We start from the raw sequence: 19,527 nt of genomic DNA, 5'->3' as shown, positions 1-19,527 counted from the left end.
ATGAGGAGCCTGAATGAAGTCTAGCGCTTGTCCATGCGCGCCTGCATGAAGATCGCGCCTTTGACACTGGCGCTCCACACCAGATGCAGCAAATCGCGGTCAGGCCCCTGATCTGTCAAGACATAGGGGTGCGAAAACTGCGCGACATTCGATGTGTTGCGCACCGGCCCGTCCATCGTGATGCTGTCCACGGCAATCGCCCAACCGCCAAAGGGGAACCTGTCAGCGATATCCACGACCCAGGTCTGCGCATGGCTTTCTTGCGAATGTTCGACCTGCACCGGATTGGCGACGGGATAGTTCACGCCATGGAACGAATTGCCGGTGATCTCGATATTCCGCATCCGCGAAAAGTCCATATCCGCATAGGTCGTATCGATCCGTTCGACGTGATCAATCGGGCCATTCAAACTGCGGAACCGGTTGTCGGAGATCGTCAAACCGTTGATGACATGCCCTGCGCCGTGCGGCTTGATCACGATATAGCTGAACCACGGGGCCACCTCGCCCGACAAAAAGATGTTGCCGGTGATCGACAAAGAGCTGAACGAATATTCGCTGCTGTATTCAGGGGCTGGGTCTTGTTCATTGGTCCATTCGATAAAGCAGTTATCGACGTAATTGCCATGAACAACGGACCCGGTGTGCTGTGCTGCAATGATCAATCCGGCCGACCGGATGCCATTTGTCACCGTGTCACCCTGAAAAAAATGATTGCCAGTAATGATGTTGTTTTGCCCGGAAACCAAGGCAAAATGCCGGAAACGGGTCGCGCGGTTGTCCCGGATTTTCACGTCATTGGCGTTGCAGTTGATCGCAATGCTTTTGCGTTCCGACACGTTTAGCCCATCCTCGGAGGACAGGAACTGGCAGCGGTCGATGAACATCCCCTGACACCCGCCACCGATCGACGTGATGCCGCGATCCTTGGGCCGCGAGACAAAGCAATCGCGCATGTGGAACGTCACCCCGGAAGGTGCCAGATTGACCCCGCTCGCCACGTTGTTGCACTGGATTTCGATGTCGGACAGAACAAATTTGCTGAGCGAATGGTAGTTGCTGAAATCCAGCATGTATTGAAAACGCGAAAAGCTGAAATTCTGCGTTCCCGCCGCGTCGAACAGCGGCGCGTTCAGGGTGATTTCCTTGGTGGCGATGTTGACGTCACGCACATAGATTTCGCGACCGACACCATTGCCCGTCATGTGGGAACCGATCGGAATATTGGCGATGTTGGTTACATTCGTCAGCTTGCGCGCATCCGACGGCGAATAGGTCCCCTGCGAGGTCACCGTCACCGTATCCCAATTGCCGTTGCTGGCGGCCTCGAACTGTCCGTTGCGGATGATCCTGCGGGTGGAATAGCTGGTGCGTTCAGGCGTCGCTGCCTGCATGTCTATGGGACCGGTCACATAGACCTTGCGCCCGCCCATATCCAGGGATTCATGGTCAGAGTTGCTTAGCAAAGCCTGAAACGCCTTGCGGAATGCGATTTCTTCGGTCTCAAACGCGTCGATGTAGTGGGGCAGATCAAAGTTATGGCGCAGCGACAGGATCGCTGTCGCAGGCATGACCAGCTTGCCTTCGAATAACGTCTCGGTGTCGAACGTCACATCCCCGTTCAAAAGGAACAGCCCCTTGGGAATCAGCACGCTGCGCCCGTCCGCGGCCGCATTCGCCGCGTTGAAAGCCGCGGTATCGTCGGTGACACCATCCCCCACGGCACCGAAATCGCGCACATCGACCTGCGCCAGCATATCCAGCAAGAAGGCACTGGTGATGTCTTCGATCTGCAGGTCGTCAATGCGGATCACGCCGCCATTTTGCCCGGTCATATCAAGGCCAAAATGCCCGTAAACCGGGTTCGTCCCCCAAACCATATCCACGCCGCCGCGCTGGCCGGACCCCACGATGGCGCTGATTTCGACAACCTCGCCGTAGCTGGTCAGTTGAACCGGTGTGCCGAATTCGACCAACCCGCCCACGCGCGCCCCATTACCAAGCGCGGGATAGCCAGCGATCCGGACCGATGGCAGGTTGCCACTGATCGCCTTGACCTTTGCCGTGATGCGCAAATAGCACCCCGGCAAAAGTGGCGTTTGCCCCATATAACGCAGCTTTTGCGTGCTTTGCGTCTTGATCAGTTCAAGCGCGCCGCCAAAATCCTGATCCGCCGTAATGAATGCGGCGTTGATCGCGTTGGCATATGTATCAGATCCAGAGGTTCCATCCCCGCTTGAATACATATCAAGCCCGTTTGCAAACGCTGCGGGTGTGAATACCACCCCATCCGTAATCGCCTTGTTCATCGAATTCCCTTTCCAAGATCCACCACAAGCCCTACCGGCCCGCCGCCCCACCAGTTGCGAAACTCCGGCAGCACACCGGCACGGGGTCTGGGATACGCAGCTGCGGTTAATCGGGTCTAAGACCACCGCGCGCTGAAACGGCAAAACCCGCCTTGGCGGACCAAGGCGGGCGAATTTCTGAAAAGGAGAGTTTTGCCTGCGATCAGGCCGTCACAGCTGGCGCATCCAGCAGTTGAACACCCGATATACGCCAGCCTGCATCTGTCTGGGTCATCTGGTAATCCAGCAGATGAACAAAGCCCTTCTGGTCGGTAATTTGCACCTTTTGCCACCAAAATCCGGCAATTTCGCGCAGCTCAAGATATTTCACTTCAGCGGGGCGTCGCACCATCGGATAGCCGGTGGTCACCATGCGTCTGAAATTCTCGGGCGACTGGAAAAGCTGTTGCAGCATGGGGCTGGCGAATTGAAACGCGCCGTCGAAATCATCCGCCTTGAAGGCTTCGAACTGCTGGCTGATCGTGCCTTCGATCTCGGCCTGCTGGGCTGACGCGCCAAAGGCCGTGACCAGCGTCAGCAACGCCCCGAAAAGAACCGAAACAAATACGCCGCGCATTGGCTGTCTCCCTGTGATGATGCGGTTAAACCTAAGTCACGCACACCACAGGGCAAGAGTTTCATTCAGCGGTCAGCTTGCCCGCCAACGCATCATCAATCAGTGCAATGGTTTCATCCACACCGTACAGCGCGATGAATCCGCCGAAACGCGGGCCTTGGCTGGCCCCCAACAACACCTCGTACAGCGCCGTGAACCAGTCGCGCAGCGGATCGAACCGCTCCTTGCCAACGGCAAAAACCATCGTCTGCAAAGCCTCGGCATCCAACCCGCCGTCCCATGCCTTTAGCTGGGCCTGCAAATCCTCCAACGCTTCACGCTCTAGATCGGTCGGCGCGCGGAATACCTTGGTCGGCTTCACAAAGTCGTTGTAATAGCGCACGGCATGATCTGCAGCCGCATCCATACCGGGGTTGTCTTCGGGCGTCGCATCAGGCGCATAGCGCTGGATAAAACCCCAAAGTTGCGATTTGTCTTCGGCAGACGATACCGATGCAAGGTTCAACAGCATCGAATAGGGCACGATCATATCCGACTTGGGCACATCACCGCCGTGAATATGCCAGACCGGATTGTTCAACTTGCCCTTGTCGTCCTGTGTTTCATACGCTCGCAACTGCTGATGATATTCATCCACAGCCTTTGGAATGACGTCGAAATACATCCGCTTGGCCGTCTTGGGCTTGAGATACATGAAATAAGACAACGATTCCGCACTGGCGTAGGTCAGCCATTCATCGATCGTCAGGCCGTTGCCGGACGATTTGGAAATCTTGTGACCGTCCTGATCCAGGAAGAGCTCATAGGTGAAATGCTCCGGGGCCTTGCCGCCAAGAATGCGACAGATGGCGTCATAGATCGGCGTGTTGGTACTGTGATCCTTGCCGTACATCTCGAAATCGACGCCCAAAGCCGCCCATCTGGCCCCAAAGTCAGGCTTCCATTGCAGTTTTACGTTGCCACCGGTCAGCGGCAGGGTCATTTCGCTCCCGTCTTCGTCGTCGAAAGTGATCGTGCCTTCCTTGGCGTTGACCTCTTTCATCGGCACATACAGGACGCGACCGGTAACGGGGTGGATCGGCAAGAAGATCGAATAGGTTTGGCGACGTTCTTCGCGCAGGGATTTCAGCATCACCGCCATGATCTCGTCGTACTTTTCGGCGGCACGCAAAAGCACCTCGTCAAATTGGCCCGAACGATAGAATTCGGTGGCCGATATGAACTCGTATTCAAACCCGAAGGTATCCAGAAACCGCCGCAGCATGGCATTGTTATGCGCCCCAAAGCTGTCATGCGTGCCGAACGGATCAGGCACAGATGTCAGCGGGCGCTGCAAGTGTTCGGCCAGTGCTTCGGGGTCCGGCACATTGCCCGGCACCTTGCGCATGCCGTCCAGATCGTCCGAAAAACAAATCAGACGGGTCGGAATGTCGCTGATCACCTCAAAAGCGCGCCGCACCATGGTCGTGCGCGCAACTTCGCCGAAGGTCCCGATGTGCGGCAGACCCGACGGGCCATAGCCGGTCTGGAACAGCACGAATCCCTTCTCGGGGGGCTTGTTTGCATAGCGTTTCAACACCCGGCGTGCTTCCTCAAAGGGCCACGCTTTGCTGGTTAGGGCTGCTTCACGCATCTGCGACATGTCTTGTTTTCCATCAATTTCGCCCCGCACCCAATGCGCGCAGGCAGCCCGTACCTATTGCGTCCCCGAAGGGGCGTCAATAATCTGCACAAAGACAGCTTGATAGATAGGAAATCCCATGAACGACGATACGTCCCTGACGCTGAGCGCACAGGATTGCCTGGTGGCGCTGATGATCGCAGTCTCGGCCTCGGATGAAGATATCCGCACGACCGAGCTGATCAAGATCGAGACTGCCGTGAACTTGCTGCCGATCTTTGCGCAATATGACATCGACCGGATCAGCACCGTCAGCCGGATGGTGTTTGACTTGTTCGAACAGGAAGACGGGCTTGATGCGCTGTTCGGGTTGATCAAGGGGGCCTTGCCGGACCGGTTGAACGAAACGGCCTATGCCCTGGCCTGCGACGTGGCTGCCGCAGATGGCACATTGGAGGAAACCGAATTGCGCCTACTCGAGGAAATCCGCTACGAGCTGGATCTTGACCGGCTTCACGCAGCGGCAATCGAACGCGGTGCGCGGGCGCGCCACGTCACCTAGCAGACCGGAATTTTCAAAACTCCGAACCGATTTTTTCGAAAAACCGCCCGCTCACGCCGCGTGGTAGGTGCCCCATCTTTCAATCAGGCCCTGTTGCAGTTGCTTGGCATTCACATTCCATGCGCGCCCGCCATCCGGGCTGGCACGCTGTGCGCGGGCGATAGTGGCGCGGCGGGGTTCATCCGCACAGAAAATCGCGAACGCCATCTCTCGCCCGTTCGGGCCGGTCATATAACCCGCCAGGGTCGACACGAAGTTCAGCGTGCCTGTCTTGGCGACCACCTTGATCGGATGGTTCGGTACAAGGTTTCGCTTTGCATCACGCATCGTGATGGTCTTCAGAATAGGCTTCAGAACCCCGGACCCGTTGACCTTGATCAACGCTGACAACATGTCCCGCACCGAGACACGGCTATCGTCGCCCAACCCCGAGTGGTCGACCAATCCCGGGTTGCGCATTCCCAATGCCCCCTTGGCCCAGCGGTTCATCTCGGCCGCTGACGCCTTGAGCGTGTCTGGCTTGCCGCCCCGCGCCATCGTTGCCGCAAGACCGGCCATTTCCGCCGTCAGGTTGGTCGAATACTTCAGCATATCGCGCATGATATCGCGCAACGGCGCGCTTTGCTGCGTCACCAGCACCGCCCCTTCAGGCAGGGTTTCAATCATGGCAAGCCCCCGCAACCGGATACCTTGTGCGCCTGCCATCGTGACAAAGACATCCCCCGCGTACAGTCCGGGCTTGCGCACGGGCAACCAACGCGCCCCGCTTCGCCCAAGCGCCGGCTTTGCCACCGTCCAGTTGTCACGCACGCCCCCGTCGCTATAGGTATAAAGCGGCGTGGCCCGGTCACTGACCTGCATCGCGGCCATTGCCACGGCGGGGCGGTATTTTGCGGATCTGCCGTCCATCGTCACGGCATAACCGTCACTGGCGCGCTTCCATTCGAAATGGACCCGATTAAAATTCAGCGCGACCCCCGTCACCGCCGGATTGTAGCTGACATAGTCAGGCTGGTTCGGATCAATCCCGTCCAGCACCGGCAGACTGGCCTCGTAGACCTGGAAAGTACCTTTGACAGCGCGCACACCTGTCTCTTTCAGCTTGGCCGCCATCAGCGCCAGCGTGTCAGTATCAAGGGTCGGATCGCCCCCGCCCACAAGGATCAGATCGCCCTGGACTTCCCCGTCCAGAATGCCGCCGGTGGCAAGCAACTGCGTCTGGAACCTGTGATCCGCCCCCAGCGTATCAAGCGCATAAAGCGCCGTAATCGCTTTGGTCACGCTGGCAGGCGGCATGCCCGCGCTCGGCGACATCTCTTCCAGCATGTTACCCGTCTTGGCATCGGCTACGGCAAAGGCCACACGGCCGTTCAACCTGGCCTGCGCAATCAGATCGGCGGCTTTCGGAACGGCACTGCGGAAATGGTCCGCGCCACGCAGCACGGGGCGCAGGGATGTATCGGGCGGGGCCGCGAAAGCCGCAGGTGCCAAGACACTTGCCGCAGCGGAGCCCATGAAAAAACGTCTTGAAAGCAATCTATCCATGCCGCCGAGTTAAACCTGAGCAAACAATCCGGCACAAGCATGTTCGCTTCACATTTTCACTGGTGCCTGCCCATGCTAGCCAAAGCCGCATGCAACGCGCCGTCCTTATCATGTTCATCGCCATGTCACTCATCCCCGCAGGGGACAGTGCCGGCAAGGTACTGACCTCTCAACTGGGTGTCGCCCCGGTCTTTGTCGCATGGTCGCGCTTTGCGCTCGGGACGCTGTTTCTGATCCCCTTCGTGCCGCCCCGGACCCGCGCGCTCTTCGGGAACTGGCGGATCTGGGTCCGTGCCACGATGCTGTCTGGTGGTATCACCTGCATCCAGACCGCCCTGCAAACCGAAGACGTCGCGAATGTCTTTGCGGCCTTTTTCGTCGGCCCGTTGCTCAGCTATGTTCTGGCCGCCGTCTTCCTGCGCGAGCCGATCACGATCCTGCGGAGTGCATTGATCTTGCTGGGCTTCGTCGGCGTGCTGTTGGTGGTGCGCCCCGGCATTGGCGTCAGCACCGGTCTGTTGTGGGCGCTCGCAGCGGGCACGTTCTATGGCATCTTCCTGACAATGTCCCGCTGGCTGTCGGGCCTTGCGCCGCCGCTGGCCCTGTCCTTCAGCCAGCTCGTCATAAGCGCGGGATTGTTGCTGCCTCTGGGCTTGCTGCACCTGCCCCAGCTGACCGCCCCCGTCGCCGCCCTGACCGTCACCAGCGCGATCTGCTCAATGCTCGGCAATCTGCTGATGCTCTATGCCTACAGGTTGGCCCCCGCCACCAAGATCGCGCCGATGATCTATTTCCAATTGCTGTCGGCCGTCGCCCTTGGCTGGCTGCTGTTCGGCGCATTGCCTGACTTACTGACATGGATCGGGCTGGCGGTGATTCTGGGTGCTGGCATCACCTCAACCCGGCTGCGCTGACCACTTTCCGGACGCGCGGATCGCGCTTGAACTGACGTCCATCATCGGCACATTCACAAAGCACCACGCAGGGGCCTGCGCGCGCCCCAAAAGATGACTGTGCCGTCCCGCAATCCGGTAAGGCGCATAAAGCGTCGCGGCACGGCTCATCCGGGCCGAAATACGCTGACCGGGGCGGGCCAGCACCCCGATCGGCACGGTTTCCACGATCTGCTGCCAGTCCTGCCACAGATGCAACTGCGCCAGATTATCCGCCCCCATCAACCACACGAACCGGACCGCCGGGTACCGTGCCCGCAAGGCTGCCAGCGTTTGCGCCGTATAGCGCGTGCCAAGCTGCGCCTCGATATCCGTGACCTCGACGCGGGGGTGCTGCATCACCGCGCGCGCGCGGGCCATGCGTTGGTCCAAAGGGGCCGGACCATGTTCTTTCAAGGGGTTGCCGGGGCTGACCATCCACCAGACACGGTCCAGCCCGAACCGCTTGAGCGCCTCGCGGGTGATGTGTGCATGTCCCGCGTGGGCCGGGTCAAAAGAGCCGCCCAATAGGCCGATCACCTGTCCCGGCGCAGCATATGGTAATGGATAGCCCATAAAAACGGCCCCCGAAGTGCATCAGGGGCCGAAAGGAGAGCAGCATGCCCGTTTTGTCAATCGCGTTAAGCGCTTATCAATCGACGAACTTCTTCAATTCGCCAGTTTTCAACCGGCGGAAATAGCTGTTCATCTCGCGCTTGACGATGGGCATCAGGAAATACAGCGCCGTGATGTTCACAACCGCCATGGCAAAGATCATCGCATCCGAGAAATCGATGACAGCGCCCAGATTGGCCGCAGCCCCGACGATGATGAAGAAGCAGAAGATGACCTTGAACACGATCTCCTTAGTTTTCCCTTCGCCCACCAGATAGGTCCACGCTTTCAGGCCGTAATAGGACCAGCTGATCATCGTTGAGAACGCGAACAGGATGACCGCGACAGCCAGCACATAGGGGAACCAGCTAAATCCGGTTGCAAAAGCCGCCGATGTCAACTGGACACCGCTTGAGCCGTCAACGGTCATGATCGACGTGCCTGCTTCGTTCAGGATGAACTGACCGGTTGCGGGATCCGTCACCAAAACGCCGGAAATGGTGATCACCAAAGCTGTCATCGTACAGATCACAACCGTATCGATGAACGGCTCAAGCAACGACACAACGCCTTCGGTCACAGGTTCCTTGGTACGCACGGCAGAGTGTGCAATCGCAGCAGACCCGACGCCCGCCTCGTTCGAGAACGCGGCCCGTTTGAAGCCCTGGATCAACGCCCCGACAAGGCCACCGGCAACGCCAAGCCCGCTGAACGCGCCTTCAAAGATCTGACCGAAGGCCCAACCGATCTTGTCATATTCGACGATCAGGATGATCAACGCGGCAACGACATAAAGGACGCCCATGAATGGCACGACCTTTTCCGTGACCCGCGCGATGGACTTGATGCCCCCCACGATGACCGCGAATACCATTGCGGCAAAGATGACGCCCGTGATCCAACCGGGGAAATCCCCGACGATACCAGCGATCTGCGCATGCGCCTGATTGGCCTGGAACATGTTCCCGCCGCCCAATGCACCGCCGATGGTAAAGATCGAAAAGACGATGGCCAGAAACCCGCCCAAGGGCAGGCCGCGTTCCTTGAAGCCCTTGGTCATGTAATACATCGGACCCCCTGAAACGGTACCGTCAGCGTATTCATTGCGGTATTTTACGCCCAGCGTACATTCGGTAAACTTTGACGCCATGCCCAAAAGGCCCGCAAGGATCATCCAGAAGGTGGCACCCGGCCCGCCGATCCCGACGGCCACCGCAACACCCGCGATGTTTCCAAGGCCGACCGTCCCCGAAAGCGCTGTCGTCAGGGCTTGGAAATGGCTGACCTCGCCCGCGTCTTCGGGGTCGGAGTAGTCGCCCTTGACCAGCGCGATGGCATGACCAAAGGCCTTGATCTGGATAAAGCCGAAATAGAGGGTGAAAACGGTTGCAGCCACAACCAGCCACAACACGATCCATGGAAAGTTCGTGCCCGGCAGCGACATGAAGATCAAATTGACAAACCAGCCGGTCGAGCCGGCGAAAATATCGTTGATACGTTGATCCAGGCCAACGGCCTCTTGGGCCGATGCGATGGCAGGCAAGGCGGATGCAGCAGCAGCCCCAAGCCCCGTTGTAAGAAACTTATTCATTATTCGCCCTTTCATGGAATGATCGTGACCGGCACGCTGGCGGCAACGGCCAAACATACGTTCTTTCAATCCGCGCAGGCCGACACGACCCACGACGATTTGCTGCGCGCCGTGTTTTTTGGCCACATCATTCAAAATATCCGCCACATCGCCGTGCTTGACGATCCCTTCGACGGTCAGACCGCTGTCGGTCGCGGATTTCACCGCCGGGTCCATGATGCGTGCCCGCGCCAGCGATAATTCCTCTTCGCGGCGCTTGTGACGCTGGTCATTTTCTTCCGGGGTCTGAAAGCTGAACGGCGACCACTCGATCACATAGACCAGCTTCAGCGCACAGTCTCCGATCAGTTGGGCCTGCTTCGACGCAAAGGCAAGCGCGCGCGCGCCGGCTTCCCCGCCATCAAGACCCACAACAATGGTGGATGTTGTCATTATATTGTCCCTCTTGTCGTTGGCGCGGCCTCTTGCGGGTCGCATTTCACCAGAAGCAAAATCACCTCTAGATAGAAACAGCTTAGACCAGAGTTGGGAATTTGTTTGCCTGATTTTTAAATAAATCGCAGGAAAATCGCCTGCCTCGCGCTTGAACGCAGCCAAATTACGCCGAAAACCTATGATTAAAGGCCCTTATATCGGCGTGACTGAGTCCGTCAGGCAGATCAGGCCGGGGCGGATGACGCTGGCGCACCACCCCCCGTGCCCCCGCACAGCGGAATAACCGCCTTTGCCCAAAGCTTCCTCCATCCGGCTGCATGGCGCGCAGATCACGTCAATGGACAGCACCGCCGTACCAATTTGTACCTGCCTGCCCTTGAGTGCAGACAGGTTGATGCCAGCCACGACAATATTGCGCCGCAAAATGTCAGGGGCCACGGCACCCTGTCCCAGCATCGCCCCGATGGGGGCCAGATGTTCCGCCTGTATCAGGGTCACGGCGCGCTTACCGGGGCGGCCATGATCGCCCTCCAGCCCGGCCTCCGTCACCATCACCTGGTCGACCGGCTGCATCGGCTTGCGCCGCGCGGACCGCAGACCGATCCATTCCACCTGCCCCGGCTGCGAATAACCTTCAATCAACGCCTTCAAATCCGCCATCTGCGTCCCATATATTGAGTGTTTGATCTTGCCCGGTTTGGGCGATATTGCACAACAAACCAAAATGCAGCTTATCCGAGGATTCCCAATGGCCGCCTTTCAATATGTCTATCACATGTCCGGTGTCTCAAAGACCTATCCGGGCGGCAAGAAGTGTTTCGACAACATCAACCTCAACTTCCTTCCCGGCGTGAAAATCGGTGTGGTCGGCGTCAACGGGTCGGGTAAGTCCACCTTGATGCGGATCATGGCAGGCCAGGACAAGGATTTCTCGGGCGAGGCATGGGTCGCCGAGGGTGCCAAGGTTGGCTACCTCGAGCAGGAACCCTATCTGGACCCTGCCCTGACCGTGCGTGAAAACGTCATGCTGGGTGTGAAAAAGAAAAAGGACATCCTGGATCGCTACAATGAACTGGCGATGAACTATTCGGATGAAACCGCAGACGAGATGGCAGCACTGCAAGACCAGATCGACGCGGAAAACCTCTGGGATCTCGACAGCCAGATCGACGTGTCGATGGAAGCATTGCGCTGCCCCGCCGACGACGCTGACGTAACGACCCTTTCGGGCGGTGAAGCCCGCCGCGTCGCGCTGTGCAAGCTGCTGCTTGAAGCACCCGAAATGCTGCTGCTCGATGAACCGACCAACCACCTGGACGCGGAAACCATCGCCTGGCTGCAACAGCACCTGATCGACTACAAGGGCACCATCCTGATCGTCACCCACGACCGTTACTTCCTGGACAACATCACCAGCTGGATTCTCGAGTTGGACCGCGGCAATGGTATCCCTTACGAGGGCAACTATTCCAACTGGATCGACCAGAAGGCCAAACGGCTCGAGCAGGAAGCCCGCGAAGACAAATCCAAGCAAAAGACACTGTCGCGCGAACTTGAGTGGATGCGTCAGGGGGCCAAGGCCCGTCAGGCGAAATCCAAAGCGCGGATCAAGTCCTATAACGAAATGGCCGACAGTTCAGAGCGCGAACGCTTGACCCGCGCCCAGATCGTCATTCCCAACGGCCCACGTTTGGGCAGCAAGGTGCTTGAGGTCGAAGGCCTGTCCAAAGCCATGGGCGACAAGCTGTTGGTGGAAAATCTGGAATTCTCGCTTCCTCCCGGTGGGATCGTCGGCGTGATCGGCCCCAACGGTGCGGGTAAATCGACCCTGTTCAAGATGATCACCGGCAACGAAGAGCCCGACAAGGGCTCGATCACCTTGGGCAACACTGTGGACCTGTCCTATGTCGACCAGTCGCGCGACGATCTGAACCCGGAGGACAACGTCTGGCAGGCGATTTCCGGCGGGGCCGAGATTATCAAACTGGGTGATGCCGAAGTGAACTCCCGGGCCTATTGCGGTGCGTTCAACTTCAAGGGCGGCGATCAGCAGAAGAAAGTCGGCTTGCTGTCTGGCGGTGAACGCAACCGCGTGCACATGGCGCGTCTTCTGAAAGAAGGCGGCAACGTGCTGCTGCTCGATGAACCGACCAACGACTTGGATGTTGAAACCCTGCGCGCCCTCGAAGACGCCTTGGTTGATTTCGCCGGGTGCGCCGTGGTCATTTCACACGACCGTTTCTTCCTTGACCGGATTTGCACGCATATCCTGGCATTCGAAGGCAACGCCCATGTCGAATGGTTCGAAGGTGGTTTCTCGGATTACGAAGAAGACAAAAAGCGCCGCTTGGGCGATGATGCGATGGAACCAAAGCGCCTGAAGCACAAGAAGTTCTCGCGCTGATCCAGCCCATCACAATTATGTTAAATATGACGGAGGGGCCGAAAGGTGCCTCCGTTTTGCGTTTCAGGCCCTGTATATGCGGCCCCGCAGCCGACTTCGGCCTGCGGAACGCTGCGCGTGACGTCCCCCTTGCGCGAATCTAAGCGACCTGTCATATAAGGGGGGCAAACGTTATTCTTTTTCGACCCACTGTCTCCTATTACGGCGTTCAGACTTCGATCCAGACCGACCACGCCAAGCCATCGCACGATGCGGATGGCATACTATAGGAGACTACGGATATGGCCACTGGCACCGTAAAATGGTTCAACACAACAAAAGGCTTCGGCTTTATCGCACCCGATGGCGGCAGCAAAGATGTATTCGTACATATTTCTGCTGTTGAGCGCGCAGGCCTGACAGGTCTGGCCGACAACCAGAAAGTGACGTTCGACATCGAAGCTGGCCGTGACGGCCGCGAATCCGCGTCGAACATCGCACTGGCGTAAGCCTTGCCGGGCTTCGGCCCACACGAAGAATTGACCGGCTGCCCCATCGGGGGTAGCCGGTTTTTTTGTACCCTAGGCTTGCCAAACATCATCCAAGTGGCAAACTTGTACCAGTCACATGTAATATCAGGAGCATCCCATGCGCCGCCGTAGCTTTATCGCGGGTTCTTTAGCCGCACTTGCCTTTCCACACGCCCTTATTGCGCAGGGTGCCGCCTATGATCCGACCCCTCAGTTGGTGTCAGTCAAAGGCCAGTACGCCGTGGGAGAAATGCTGATTCTACCGCGCAGCCATTACCTTTACCTCGTCACGGCCCCCGGTCAGGCCATGCGTTATGGCGTCGGTGTCGGCAAAGCCGGTCTTGAGTTCACCGGAACCGCGACGATTTCCGTCAAGAAGGAATGGCCGACATGGCGCCCGACGGACGAGATGATTGAACGCGACCCCAAAGCCTATGCCCGTTTCGTCGGCAACACCGAAGCGCAGCCCGGAGGCCCGGACAATCCGCTGGGGGCCCGCGCGCTTTATCTGTTCCAGAACGGTCGTGACACTTATTTCCGTATTCACGGCACGACACAGCCCAGCAGCATCGGGCGGTCCGTGTCAAACGGCTGCATCCGGATGATCAATGACCACGTTAAGGATCTGTACCAACGTGTGCCAATCGGGACGACCGTTACGGTTCTCTAAATAGGAACATTTGATCTGAACAACAAAAAAGGCCGGTGTTTCCACCGGCCTTTTCTTATTGGCGTTACCCTGAATTCTTAGTTCAAGGCCTTGTCGGTGATGGCATGGGTCCAGGCACCGGTCGGTGCCATCGTGATTACAGGATCAGATCCGCCAGACAGCAGCGATTCCACTGTCCGCTCGTAATCGGCCTCGTCCAGCGCGCCATTGCTGCCCGCCGTCAGCTTGGCCACTTCGCCCATCATACGCTTCTGGTGCTCTTCGGTCTGGGCACCGGATGCATCATACTCAAGCACGATTTCAGCAGCCTCGTCCGAATTCTCTTCGGCGTATTTCCAGCCCTTCATCGAGGCGCGCACGAACCGTACCATCTTGTCCTCAAAGGCAGGATCAGACAGGTTTTCTTCCAAGGCATAAAGCCCGTCTTCCAACGTCGCCACGCCCTGGTCTTCGTATTTGAACACGGTCAAATCCTCAGGCGTCAGGCCCGCATCAATCACCTGCCAATATTCGTTGTAGGTCATGGTCGACACGCAAGCCGCCTGGTTCTGCAGCAACGGGTCGACGTTGAACCCCTGCTTCAGCACCGTCACGCCGTCTTCGCCACCTTCCGTGGGCAGGCCAAGCTTGCTCATCCAGCTCAGGAACGGGAATTCATTCCCGAAAAACCAAACGCCCAGTGTCTTGCCCTTGAAGTCATCGGTCGTCGTGACGCCGGCATCCTTGCGGCAGGTCAACATCATACCCGAGGATTTGAACGGCTGGGCGATGTTCACCATCCCCAGACCCTTTTCGCGCGCGGCCAATGCAGCAGGCATCCATTCCACCGTCACATCCGCGCCACCACCGGCAAGCACCTGCGTCGGCGCGATATCCGGGCCGCCTGGCTTGATCGTGACGTTCAGGTCTTCTTCTTCATAGAAGCCCTTTTCCAATGCCACATAGTAGCCGGCAAACTGGGCCTGCGTGACCCATTTCAGCTGCAATGTCACATCGTCAGCCGCATGGGCCATCGTGCCCATCAGGCCCACGGCGGCCCCTGCAATATAAGTTGATAGTTTTTTCATTTCTTGAACTCCCTGTTGGTTGGTTTTTTAATCGTCATCAGTTTCTTTGGCTTGGATGCCAGAAGGTCACCGCCTTCTCGATCAGCGACATCGCCCCATAAAAGGCCGACCCCGCAATTGCCGCAACGACAATCTCTGCCCAGACCAGATCAAGCGCAAGCTGCCCGACCGAGGTCGATATCCGAAACCCCATCCCCTTGACCGGAGAGCCGAAAAATTCGGCAACAATCGCGCCGATCAAGGCGAGTGTCGTTCCGATCTTGAGCCCGTTGAACACAAAAGGCATCGCGGCAGGCAGGCGCAGCTTGAATAGCGTTGCCCAATAGCTGGCCGCATAGGTGCGCATCAGATCGCGCTGCATTGCCTCGGTGGCCTGCAACCCCTGCACGGTGTTGACCAGCATCGGAAAGAACACCATGACCACGACCACAGCCGCCTTGGACTGCCAGTCGAACCCGAACCACATCACCAGAATGGGGGCCATACCGATCACCGGCAGGGCGGCAACGAAATTGCCCACTGGCAGCAGCCCGCGCTGCAAGAACGGAAAGCGGTCAATCGCCACCGCGATCAAGAACGCGGCACCACAGCCAAGAACATAGCCCGAAAGCGCGCCCTTCAGCACGGTCTGCACAAAATCGACCCATAGCACATCAAGCGATGCGGCAAAACGCGCGGCAATCGCCGTCGGCGTCGGCAGCAGCACCGGCGAAATCTCGAGCCCGCGCACCACGCCTTCCCAAACAGCGATCAGGGTGACCCCGAACACCATTGGTGCCGCCAAAGAACGCAAGCGCCCGGCCCGCCCCCGCGCCAGCCGGACGTTCACCCACCAGCCCAAAGCCCAGGCCGCAATGGCGAAAATCAACCAGATCATTGCGCCATCCCCATGCGTTTCAACGTCACCCGCTGGACCAATCCGATCATTCCCACCAGCGCCGCCGCCAAGGCTGCAGCCATGATCAACGCGCTCCAGATCTGGATGGTCTGACCGTAGTAACTGCCCGCCAGCAACCGCGCCCCAAGGCCCGCAACCGCGCCCGTTGGCAACTCACCGACAATGGCCCCCACCAAGGACGCCGCCATCGCGATCTTTAGCGAGGTAAAGAAATACGGCATCGACGCGGGCAGCCGCAGCCGCCAGAACGTCTGGGACGCGCTGGCATGCCAGGTCCGCATCTGGTCCAACTGCATCTGGTCGGGGCTGCGCAGCCCTTTGACCATGCCGACGACAACCGGAAAGAACGACAGGTACATGCTGATCATCGCCTTGGGCAGCAGTCCCGAAATGCCAACGGCATTCAGCACCACGATGATCATCGGCGCAATCGCCAGAATGGGGATGGTCTGGCTGGCGATCACCCAGGGCATCACCGACATGTCCATCGTCCGGTTGAACACGATCCCCACAGCTAGCAGCGTGCCCAGTACTGTTCCCAATCCGAACCCCAGCAAAGTCGCACTTAACGTCACCCAGGAATGATAGACCAAGGACCGCTTCGAAGTGATATTCTTCAGAACGGTGGTCTCCCAAATCTCGGCCGCGACCTGATGCGGCGCGGGCAGTTTCGGCTTCTTCTGCGCCCATGTATCCGCCACAAGGGACGTGGCGGTCACCGTCTCCCCCGACCGCGTCGCCTTGTCATAGGTCCAGTCCGAATTCAGCCAGACTGCGGCTGCATACCAGATCACCAACAGCAAACCGACCACGGTCACGACGGGCCAAAAGCTTTGCCTCACGCGCAAGTCCCCCGCTTCTCTGGCTCAAAAATATCCTCCCCGAAGGGCCGCTCAGCCAAAAACACGCGCTCAGACATCGCCATGCCCCGCCCGCAATCCTTCACGCACCCGGTGCGCGATCTCCAGAAATTCCGGAGTCTCGCGTATCTCCAGGGGCCGCTCGCGCGGCAGCGGGCTCTCGATCACGTCGGTTATGCGCCCCGGCCTTGGGCTCATCACGACGATCTTGGTGCTCAGATACACCGCTTCGGGGATCGAATGGGTGACAAAGGCGATCGTCTTTTCCGTCCGCGCCCACAGCCGCAACAATTGCTCGTTCAAGTGATCGCGCACAATCTCGTCCAACGCGCCAAACGGTTCGTCCATCAACAGGATATCCGCATCAAACGCCAACGCCCGCGCGATGCTGGCCCGCTGCTGCATCCCGCCCGACAATTGCCACGGGAATTTCTTCTCGAACCCAGACAGTTCGACCAACTCCAACACCCGCGCAATTCGCTCAGCCTGATCGGCCTTGGAATACCCCATGATCTCAAGGGGCAGCCGGATATTGCCGCCAATGGTCCGCCACGGATAAAGGCCGGCGGCCTGAAACACATAGCCGTAGGCCCGCGCCCGCCGGGCTTCGGCCGCGCTCACGCCATTGACCGTGATAATACCGTCGGTCGGTTGCTCAAGATCCGCCATGCAGCGTAAAAACGTCGTCTTCCCACACCCAGATGGGCCGATAAAGCTGACGAAATCGCCTTTCTCGATGTCCAGCGAAACATCTTTCAAGGCATGCACGGGGCCATCGTTCGTTTCGAATGTCAGCGACAGGTTCTTGGCTGAGATAACAGGCGCGCTGGTCATATGTCTGCCCTGCGGCCCATCCGGTAGATCACTTGCACTTTGGTATTCTCTTTCTTTTGTATTTCAATCAACCGCATCAGAACAGGTGATCACTTCCTTTGGATGGGGTCAAATCCCTGCCGGGATATTCAACGGATCACGCTTGATCATCTTGGGCGCAGTAAGCTCTTTCCACTTGCTCAACGCCAGATTGGCCGAAGGAAAAGCAGGCCGCGGCACAAATCGCCCGCGGCCCGGGTTAGGCTGCGAATTCTGCCCCCAGGCCCAGATAACCTCGCCCCGGCTCAGCGTATAGCGGCTTTGCGCGGTAACGTTGAAACCCTCGAACACGTTATAATCCAGAACCGAATGGTGGTTCGCCGGCGATATCGTCTTGCTGATCTTCGGGTCCCACACCACGATATCCGCATCCGCGCCTTCGACAATCGCGCCCTTGCGCGGATAGATGTTCAAAATCTTCGCCACGTTGGTCGATGTCGCCGCAACGAATTCATTCGGCGTCAAACGGCCCGTCTCGACACCCTCGGTCCACAACACGGCAAGACGCTCCTCAAGTCCGTTCGATCCGTTGGGAATGATCCGGAAGTCATCCTTGCCCGCGCGCTTCTGCGCCGTCGAAAACGCCGCGTGATCTGTTGCCACCACCTGCAACGACCCCGATTGCAGACCAGCCCACAAACTGTCCTGATGGTCCTTGGACCGGAACGGTGGCGACATGACACGCCGTGCGGCATGGTCCCAGTCCTTGTTGAAATACTCGGATTCGTCCAGTGTCAGAAACTGGATCAAAGGCTCGCCGTATACCCGCATGCCTTTCTGCCGCGCCCGCCGGATCGCCTCGTGGGTCTGCTCGCAAGACACATGCACGATATACAGCGGCACACCCGCGGCATCGGCAATGGTGATTGCCCTGTTCGCCGCTTCACCTTCCAACTCCGGAGGCCGCGAATACGCATGGCCTTCGGGCCCCGTAATCCCCTGATTGAAGTATTTTTCCTGCAAAGCGGCGACCAGATCGCCATTCTCGGCATGCACCATCGGCAGGGCACCCAATTCGGCACAACGCTGGAACGACGCGAACATCTCGTCATCCTCGACCATCAAAGCCCCTTTATAGGCCATGAAATGCTTGAAGGAGTTCACGCCCATGTCGACGGCATCCTTCATCTCGTCAAAGACATTCTCGTTCCAACCGGTGATCGCCATGTGGTACCCGACATCGGAACAGATTTGCGGGGCCGACTTGCGGTGCCATTCATTGATCGCGTTCTTGATCGACCCATCCGCCCCGGGCAGACAGAAATCCACGATCATGGTCGTCCCACCGACCGCGGCAGCCCAGGTCCCGCTTTCGAATGTCTCGGCCGCCGTGGTACCCATAAAGGGCATCTCAAGATGCGTGTGCGGGTCAATGCCACCGGGAATGACATAGGCCCCCTCGGCGTCGATATACTCGTCTCCAACCAGATCTTCCCCGATCTGCTTGATGATTTCGCCTTCGATCAACACATCCGCTTTCCAAGTCCGGTCTGCCGTGCAAACCATTCCGCCCTTGATCACCTTGCTCATCTCGAAACTCCCGTCTGATATCTTATTCCAAATGGTTCAAAATCCCGGGGGTGTGGGGGCTGGCCCCCACCTGCACGCAATGGGGTGGCCCCCAGACATGCGGGACAGTCCCATCAAACCGACCCGAAACACCCCAATGCCGGCCCATGCACCCCAATATCCAATGGGCCGAAATCGCTCTCCACACAAAGCGAGAAATACCCCGCAATCGGCATATACACCACGCGGTACGTGCCATCCCCGCGCGACACCGACCAGCATGTCTGTGTGATCCCGCCGCTGAAATTCACCTTGATCTCGCGCGGCACCCGTAACGTCTTGCGAAAATCTTCGGCGGTTCTCCGAAAGACCTGATCTTCGCTCAAGGCGGCCTCTCCCAGTTCTGCTTCGATCAATGCGGTGATCCGCTCCGCGATGGAAAGCCCGGCTTCCAGCATCACGCGCCACCACGGAATTTTTTGAAAATTCCGGTCCGTTTTCTTTCAAAGAA

18 protein-coding genes and 1 pseudogene are annotated in these 19,527 nt (G+C 58.4%); 5 read left to right on the top strand and 14 right to left on the bottom strand.

Annotated features, from left to right (window positions below; translation table 11 throughout):
- Positions 1-20 precede the first annotated feature (20 nt).
- The 3 genes from RGAI101_RS14620 to RGAI101_RS14610 all read right to left on the bottom strand — a co-directional run bounded on the left by RGAI101_RS14620 (position 21) and on the right by RGAI101_RS14610 (position 4,567).
- On the bottom strand, positions 21-2,309 hold the full coding sequence (locus RGAI101_RS14620) for a glycosyl hydrolase family 28-related protein (protein WP_008227468.1): 2,289 nt from the start codon (positions 2,307-2,309) through the stop codon (positions 21-23).
- Between the two features lie 202 nt (positions 2,310-2,511).
- On the bottom strand, positions 2,512-2,925 hold the full coding sequence (locus RGAI101_RS14615) for a DUF4864 domain-containing protein (protein ID WP_008229461.1): 414 nt from the start codon (positions 2,923-2,925) through the stop codon (positions 2,512-2,514).
- 61 nt (positions 2,926-2,986) lie between these two features.
- A complete protein-coding gene (locus tag RGAI101_RS14610; protein WP_037228398.1) occupies positions 2,987-4,567 on the bottom strand; it encodes a lysine--tRNA ligase in 1,581 nt (526 codons plus the stop codon).
- A 118-nt stretch (positions 4,568-4,685) separates the two neighbouring features.
- Between RGAI101_RS14610 and RGAI101_RS14605 the strand changes: the two genes are divergently transcribed.
- The gene (locus tag RGAI101_RS14605; RefSeq protein ID WP_008229269.1) at positions 4,686-5,108 is read left to right on the top strand and encodes a tellurite resistance TerB family protein; all 423 of its coding nucleotides are present in this window, start codon (positions 4,686-4,688) and stop codon (positions 5,106-5,108) included.
- A 51-nt stretch (positions 5,109-5,159) separates the two neighbouring features.
- On the opposite strand, the gene dacB is transcribed toward RGAI101_RS14605, so the two are convergent.
- Positions 5,160-6,653, bottom strand: coding sequence for a D-alanyl-D-alanine carboxypeptidase/D-alanyl-D-alanine endopeptidase (dacB, locus tag RGAI101_RS14600; protein ID WP_008226769.1), 1,494 nt, complete (start codon positions 6,651-6,653; stop codon positions 5,160-5,162).
- Between the two features lie 89 nt (positions 6,654-6,742).
- Between dacB and RGAI101_RS14595 the strand changes: the two genes are divergently transcribed.
- Positions 6,743-7,567, top strand: coding sequence for a DMT family transporter (locus RGAI101_RS14595; RefSeq protein ID WP_008227362.1), 825 nt, complete (start codon positions 6,743-6,745; stop codon positions 7,565-7,567).
- On the opposite strand, the gene RGAI101_RS14590 is transcribed toward RGAI101_RS14595, so the two are convergent.
- The 4 genes and pseudogenes from RGAI101_RS14590 to RGAI101_RS14580 all read right to left on the bottom strand — a co-directional run bounded on the left by RGAI101_RS14590 (position 7,550) and on the right by RGAI101_RS14580 (position 10,886).
- On the bottom strand, positions 7,550-8,161 hold the full coding sequence (locus RGAI101_RS14590) for a nicotinate-nucleotide adenylyltransferase (protein WP_037228396.1): 612 nt from the start codon (positions 8,159-8,161) through the stop codon (positions 7,550-7,552). The genes RGAI101_RS14595 and RGAI101_RS14590 overlap by 18 nt on opposite strands.
- A gap of 76 nt (positions 8,162-8,237) precedes the next feature.
- Positions 8,238-9,791 (bottom strand): alanine/glycine:cation symporter family protein, encoded by a 1,554-nt coding sequence (locus RGAI101_RS14585; protein ID WP_037229643.1) that lies wholly within the window; start codon positions 9,789-9,791, stop codon positions 8,238-8,240.
- A gap of 105 nt (positions 9,792-9,896) precedes the next feature.
- Positions 9,897-10,223, bottom strand: a pseudogene (locus tag RGAI101_RS22440) (universal stress protein); the annotation flags it as partial.
- 195 nt (positions 10,224-10,418) lie between these two features.
- Positions 10,419-10,886, bottom strand: a complete 468-nt coding sequence (locus RGAI101_RS14580) for an MOSC domain-containing protein (protein ID WP_008228623.1) — start codon at positions 10,884-10,886, stop codon at positions 10,419-10,421.
- Positions 10,887-10,974: 88 nt separating this feature from the next.
- On the opposite strand from RGAI101_RS14580, the gene ettA reads away from it, so the two are divergent.
- The 3 genes from ettA to RGAI101_RS14565 all read left to right on the top strand — a co-directional run bounded on the left by ettA (position 10,975) and on the right by RGAI101_RS14565 (position 13,809).
- On the top strand, positions 10,975-12,630 hold the full coding sequence (gene ettA, locus RGAI101_RS14575; protein ID WP_037228394.1) for an energy-dependent translational throttle protein EttA: 1,656 nt from the start codon (positions 10,975-10,977) through the stop codon (positions 12,628-12,630).
- Positions 12,631-12,911: 281 nt separating this feature from the next.
- The gene (locus RGAI101_RS14570; protein WP_005851393.1) at positions 12,912-13,118 is read left to right on the top strand and encodes a cold-shock protein; all 207 of its coding nucleotides are present in this window, start codon (positions 12,912-12,914) and stop codon (positions 13,116-13,118) included.
- A gap of 139 nt (positions 13,119-13,257) precedes the next feature.
- Entirely contained in the window at positions 13,258-13,809 is a 552-nt protein-coding gene (locus tag RGAI101_RS14565) for a L,D-transpeptidase (RefSeq protein WP_008228442.1), read from the top strand.
- A 77-nt stretch (positions 13,810-13,886) separates the two neighbouring features.
- On the opposite strand, the gene RGAI101_RS14560 is transcribed toward RGAI101_RS14565, so the two are convergent.
- From RGAI101_RS14560 to RGAI101_RS14535, 6 genes are all read right to left on the bottom strand, one after another.
- Positions 13,887-14,876, bottom strand: a complete 990-nt coding sequence (locus RGAI101_RS14560) for an ABC transporter substrate-binding protein (protein WP_008224975.1) — start codon at positions 14,874-14,876, stop codon at positions 13,887-13,889.
- Between the two features lie 37 nt (positions 14,877-14,913).
- Entirely contained in the window at positions 14,914-15,753 is an 840-nt protein-coding gene (locus RGAI101_RS14555; protein WP_008225928.1) for an ABC transporter permease, read from the bottom strand.
- Positions 15,750-16,616: an ABC transporter permease gene (locus RGAI101_RS14550; RefSeq protein ID WP_008225208.1), complete on the bottom strand. Its 867-nt coding sequence runs from the start codon at positions 16,614-16,616 to the stop codon at positions 15,750-15,752. The genes RGAI101_RS14555 and RGAI101_RS14550 overlap by 4 nt, the downstream gene beginning before the upstream one ends.
- Positions 16,617-16,685: 69 nt before the next feature.
- Positions 16,686-17,468 (bottom strand): ABC transporter ATP-binding protein, encoded by a 783-nt coding sequence (locus RGAI101_RS14545; RefSeq protein ID WP_008226666.1) that lies wholly within the window; start codon positions 17,466-17,468, stop codon positions 16,686-16,688.
- 108 nt (positions 17,469-17,576) lie between these two features.
- Positions 17,577-19,037 carry a dihydropyrimidinase gene (hydA, locus tag RGAI101_RS14540; RefSeq protein ID WP_008229111.1) on the bottom strand — a complete coding sequence of 487 codons (1,461 nt, stop codon included), beginning with the start codon at positions 19,035-19,037 and terminating at the stop codon, positions 17,577-17,579.
- Positions 19,038-19,150: 113 nt separating this feature from the next.
- Positions 19,151-19,474 (bottom strand): hypothetical protein, encoded by a 324-nt coding sequence (locus RGAI101_RS14535; RefSeq protein WP_008224917.1) that lies wholly within the window; start codon positions 19,472-19,474, stop codon positions 19,151-19,153.
- Between the last annotated feature and the right edge of the window lie 53 nt (positions 19,475-19,527).

The sequence above is a fragment of the Roseobacter sp. GAI101 genome, assembly GCF_000156335.1.
Taxonomy (GTDB): domain Bacteria; phylum Pseudomonadota; class Alphaproteobacteria; order Rhodobacterales; family Rhodobacteraceae; genus Sulfitobacter.
The sequence above is the reverse complement of the archived record's forward strand: the minus strand, read 5'-3'. Positions and strand labels throughout refer to the sequence as shown.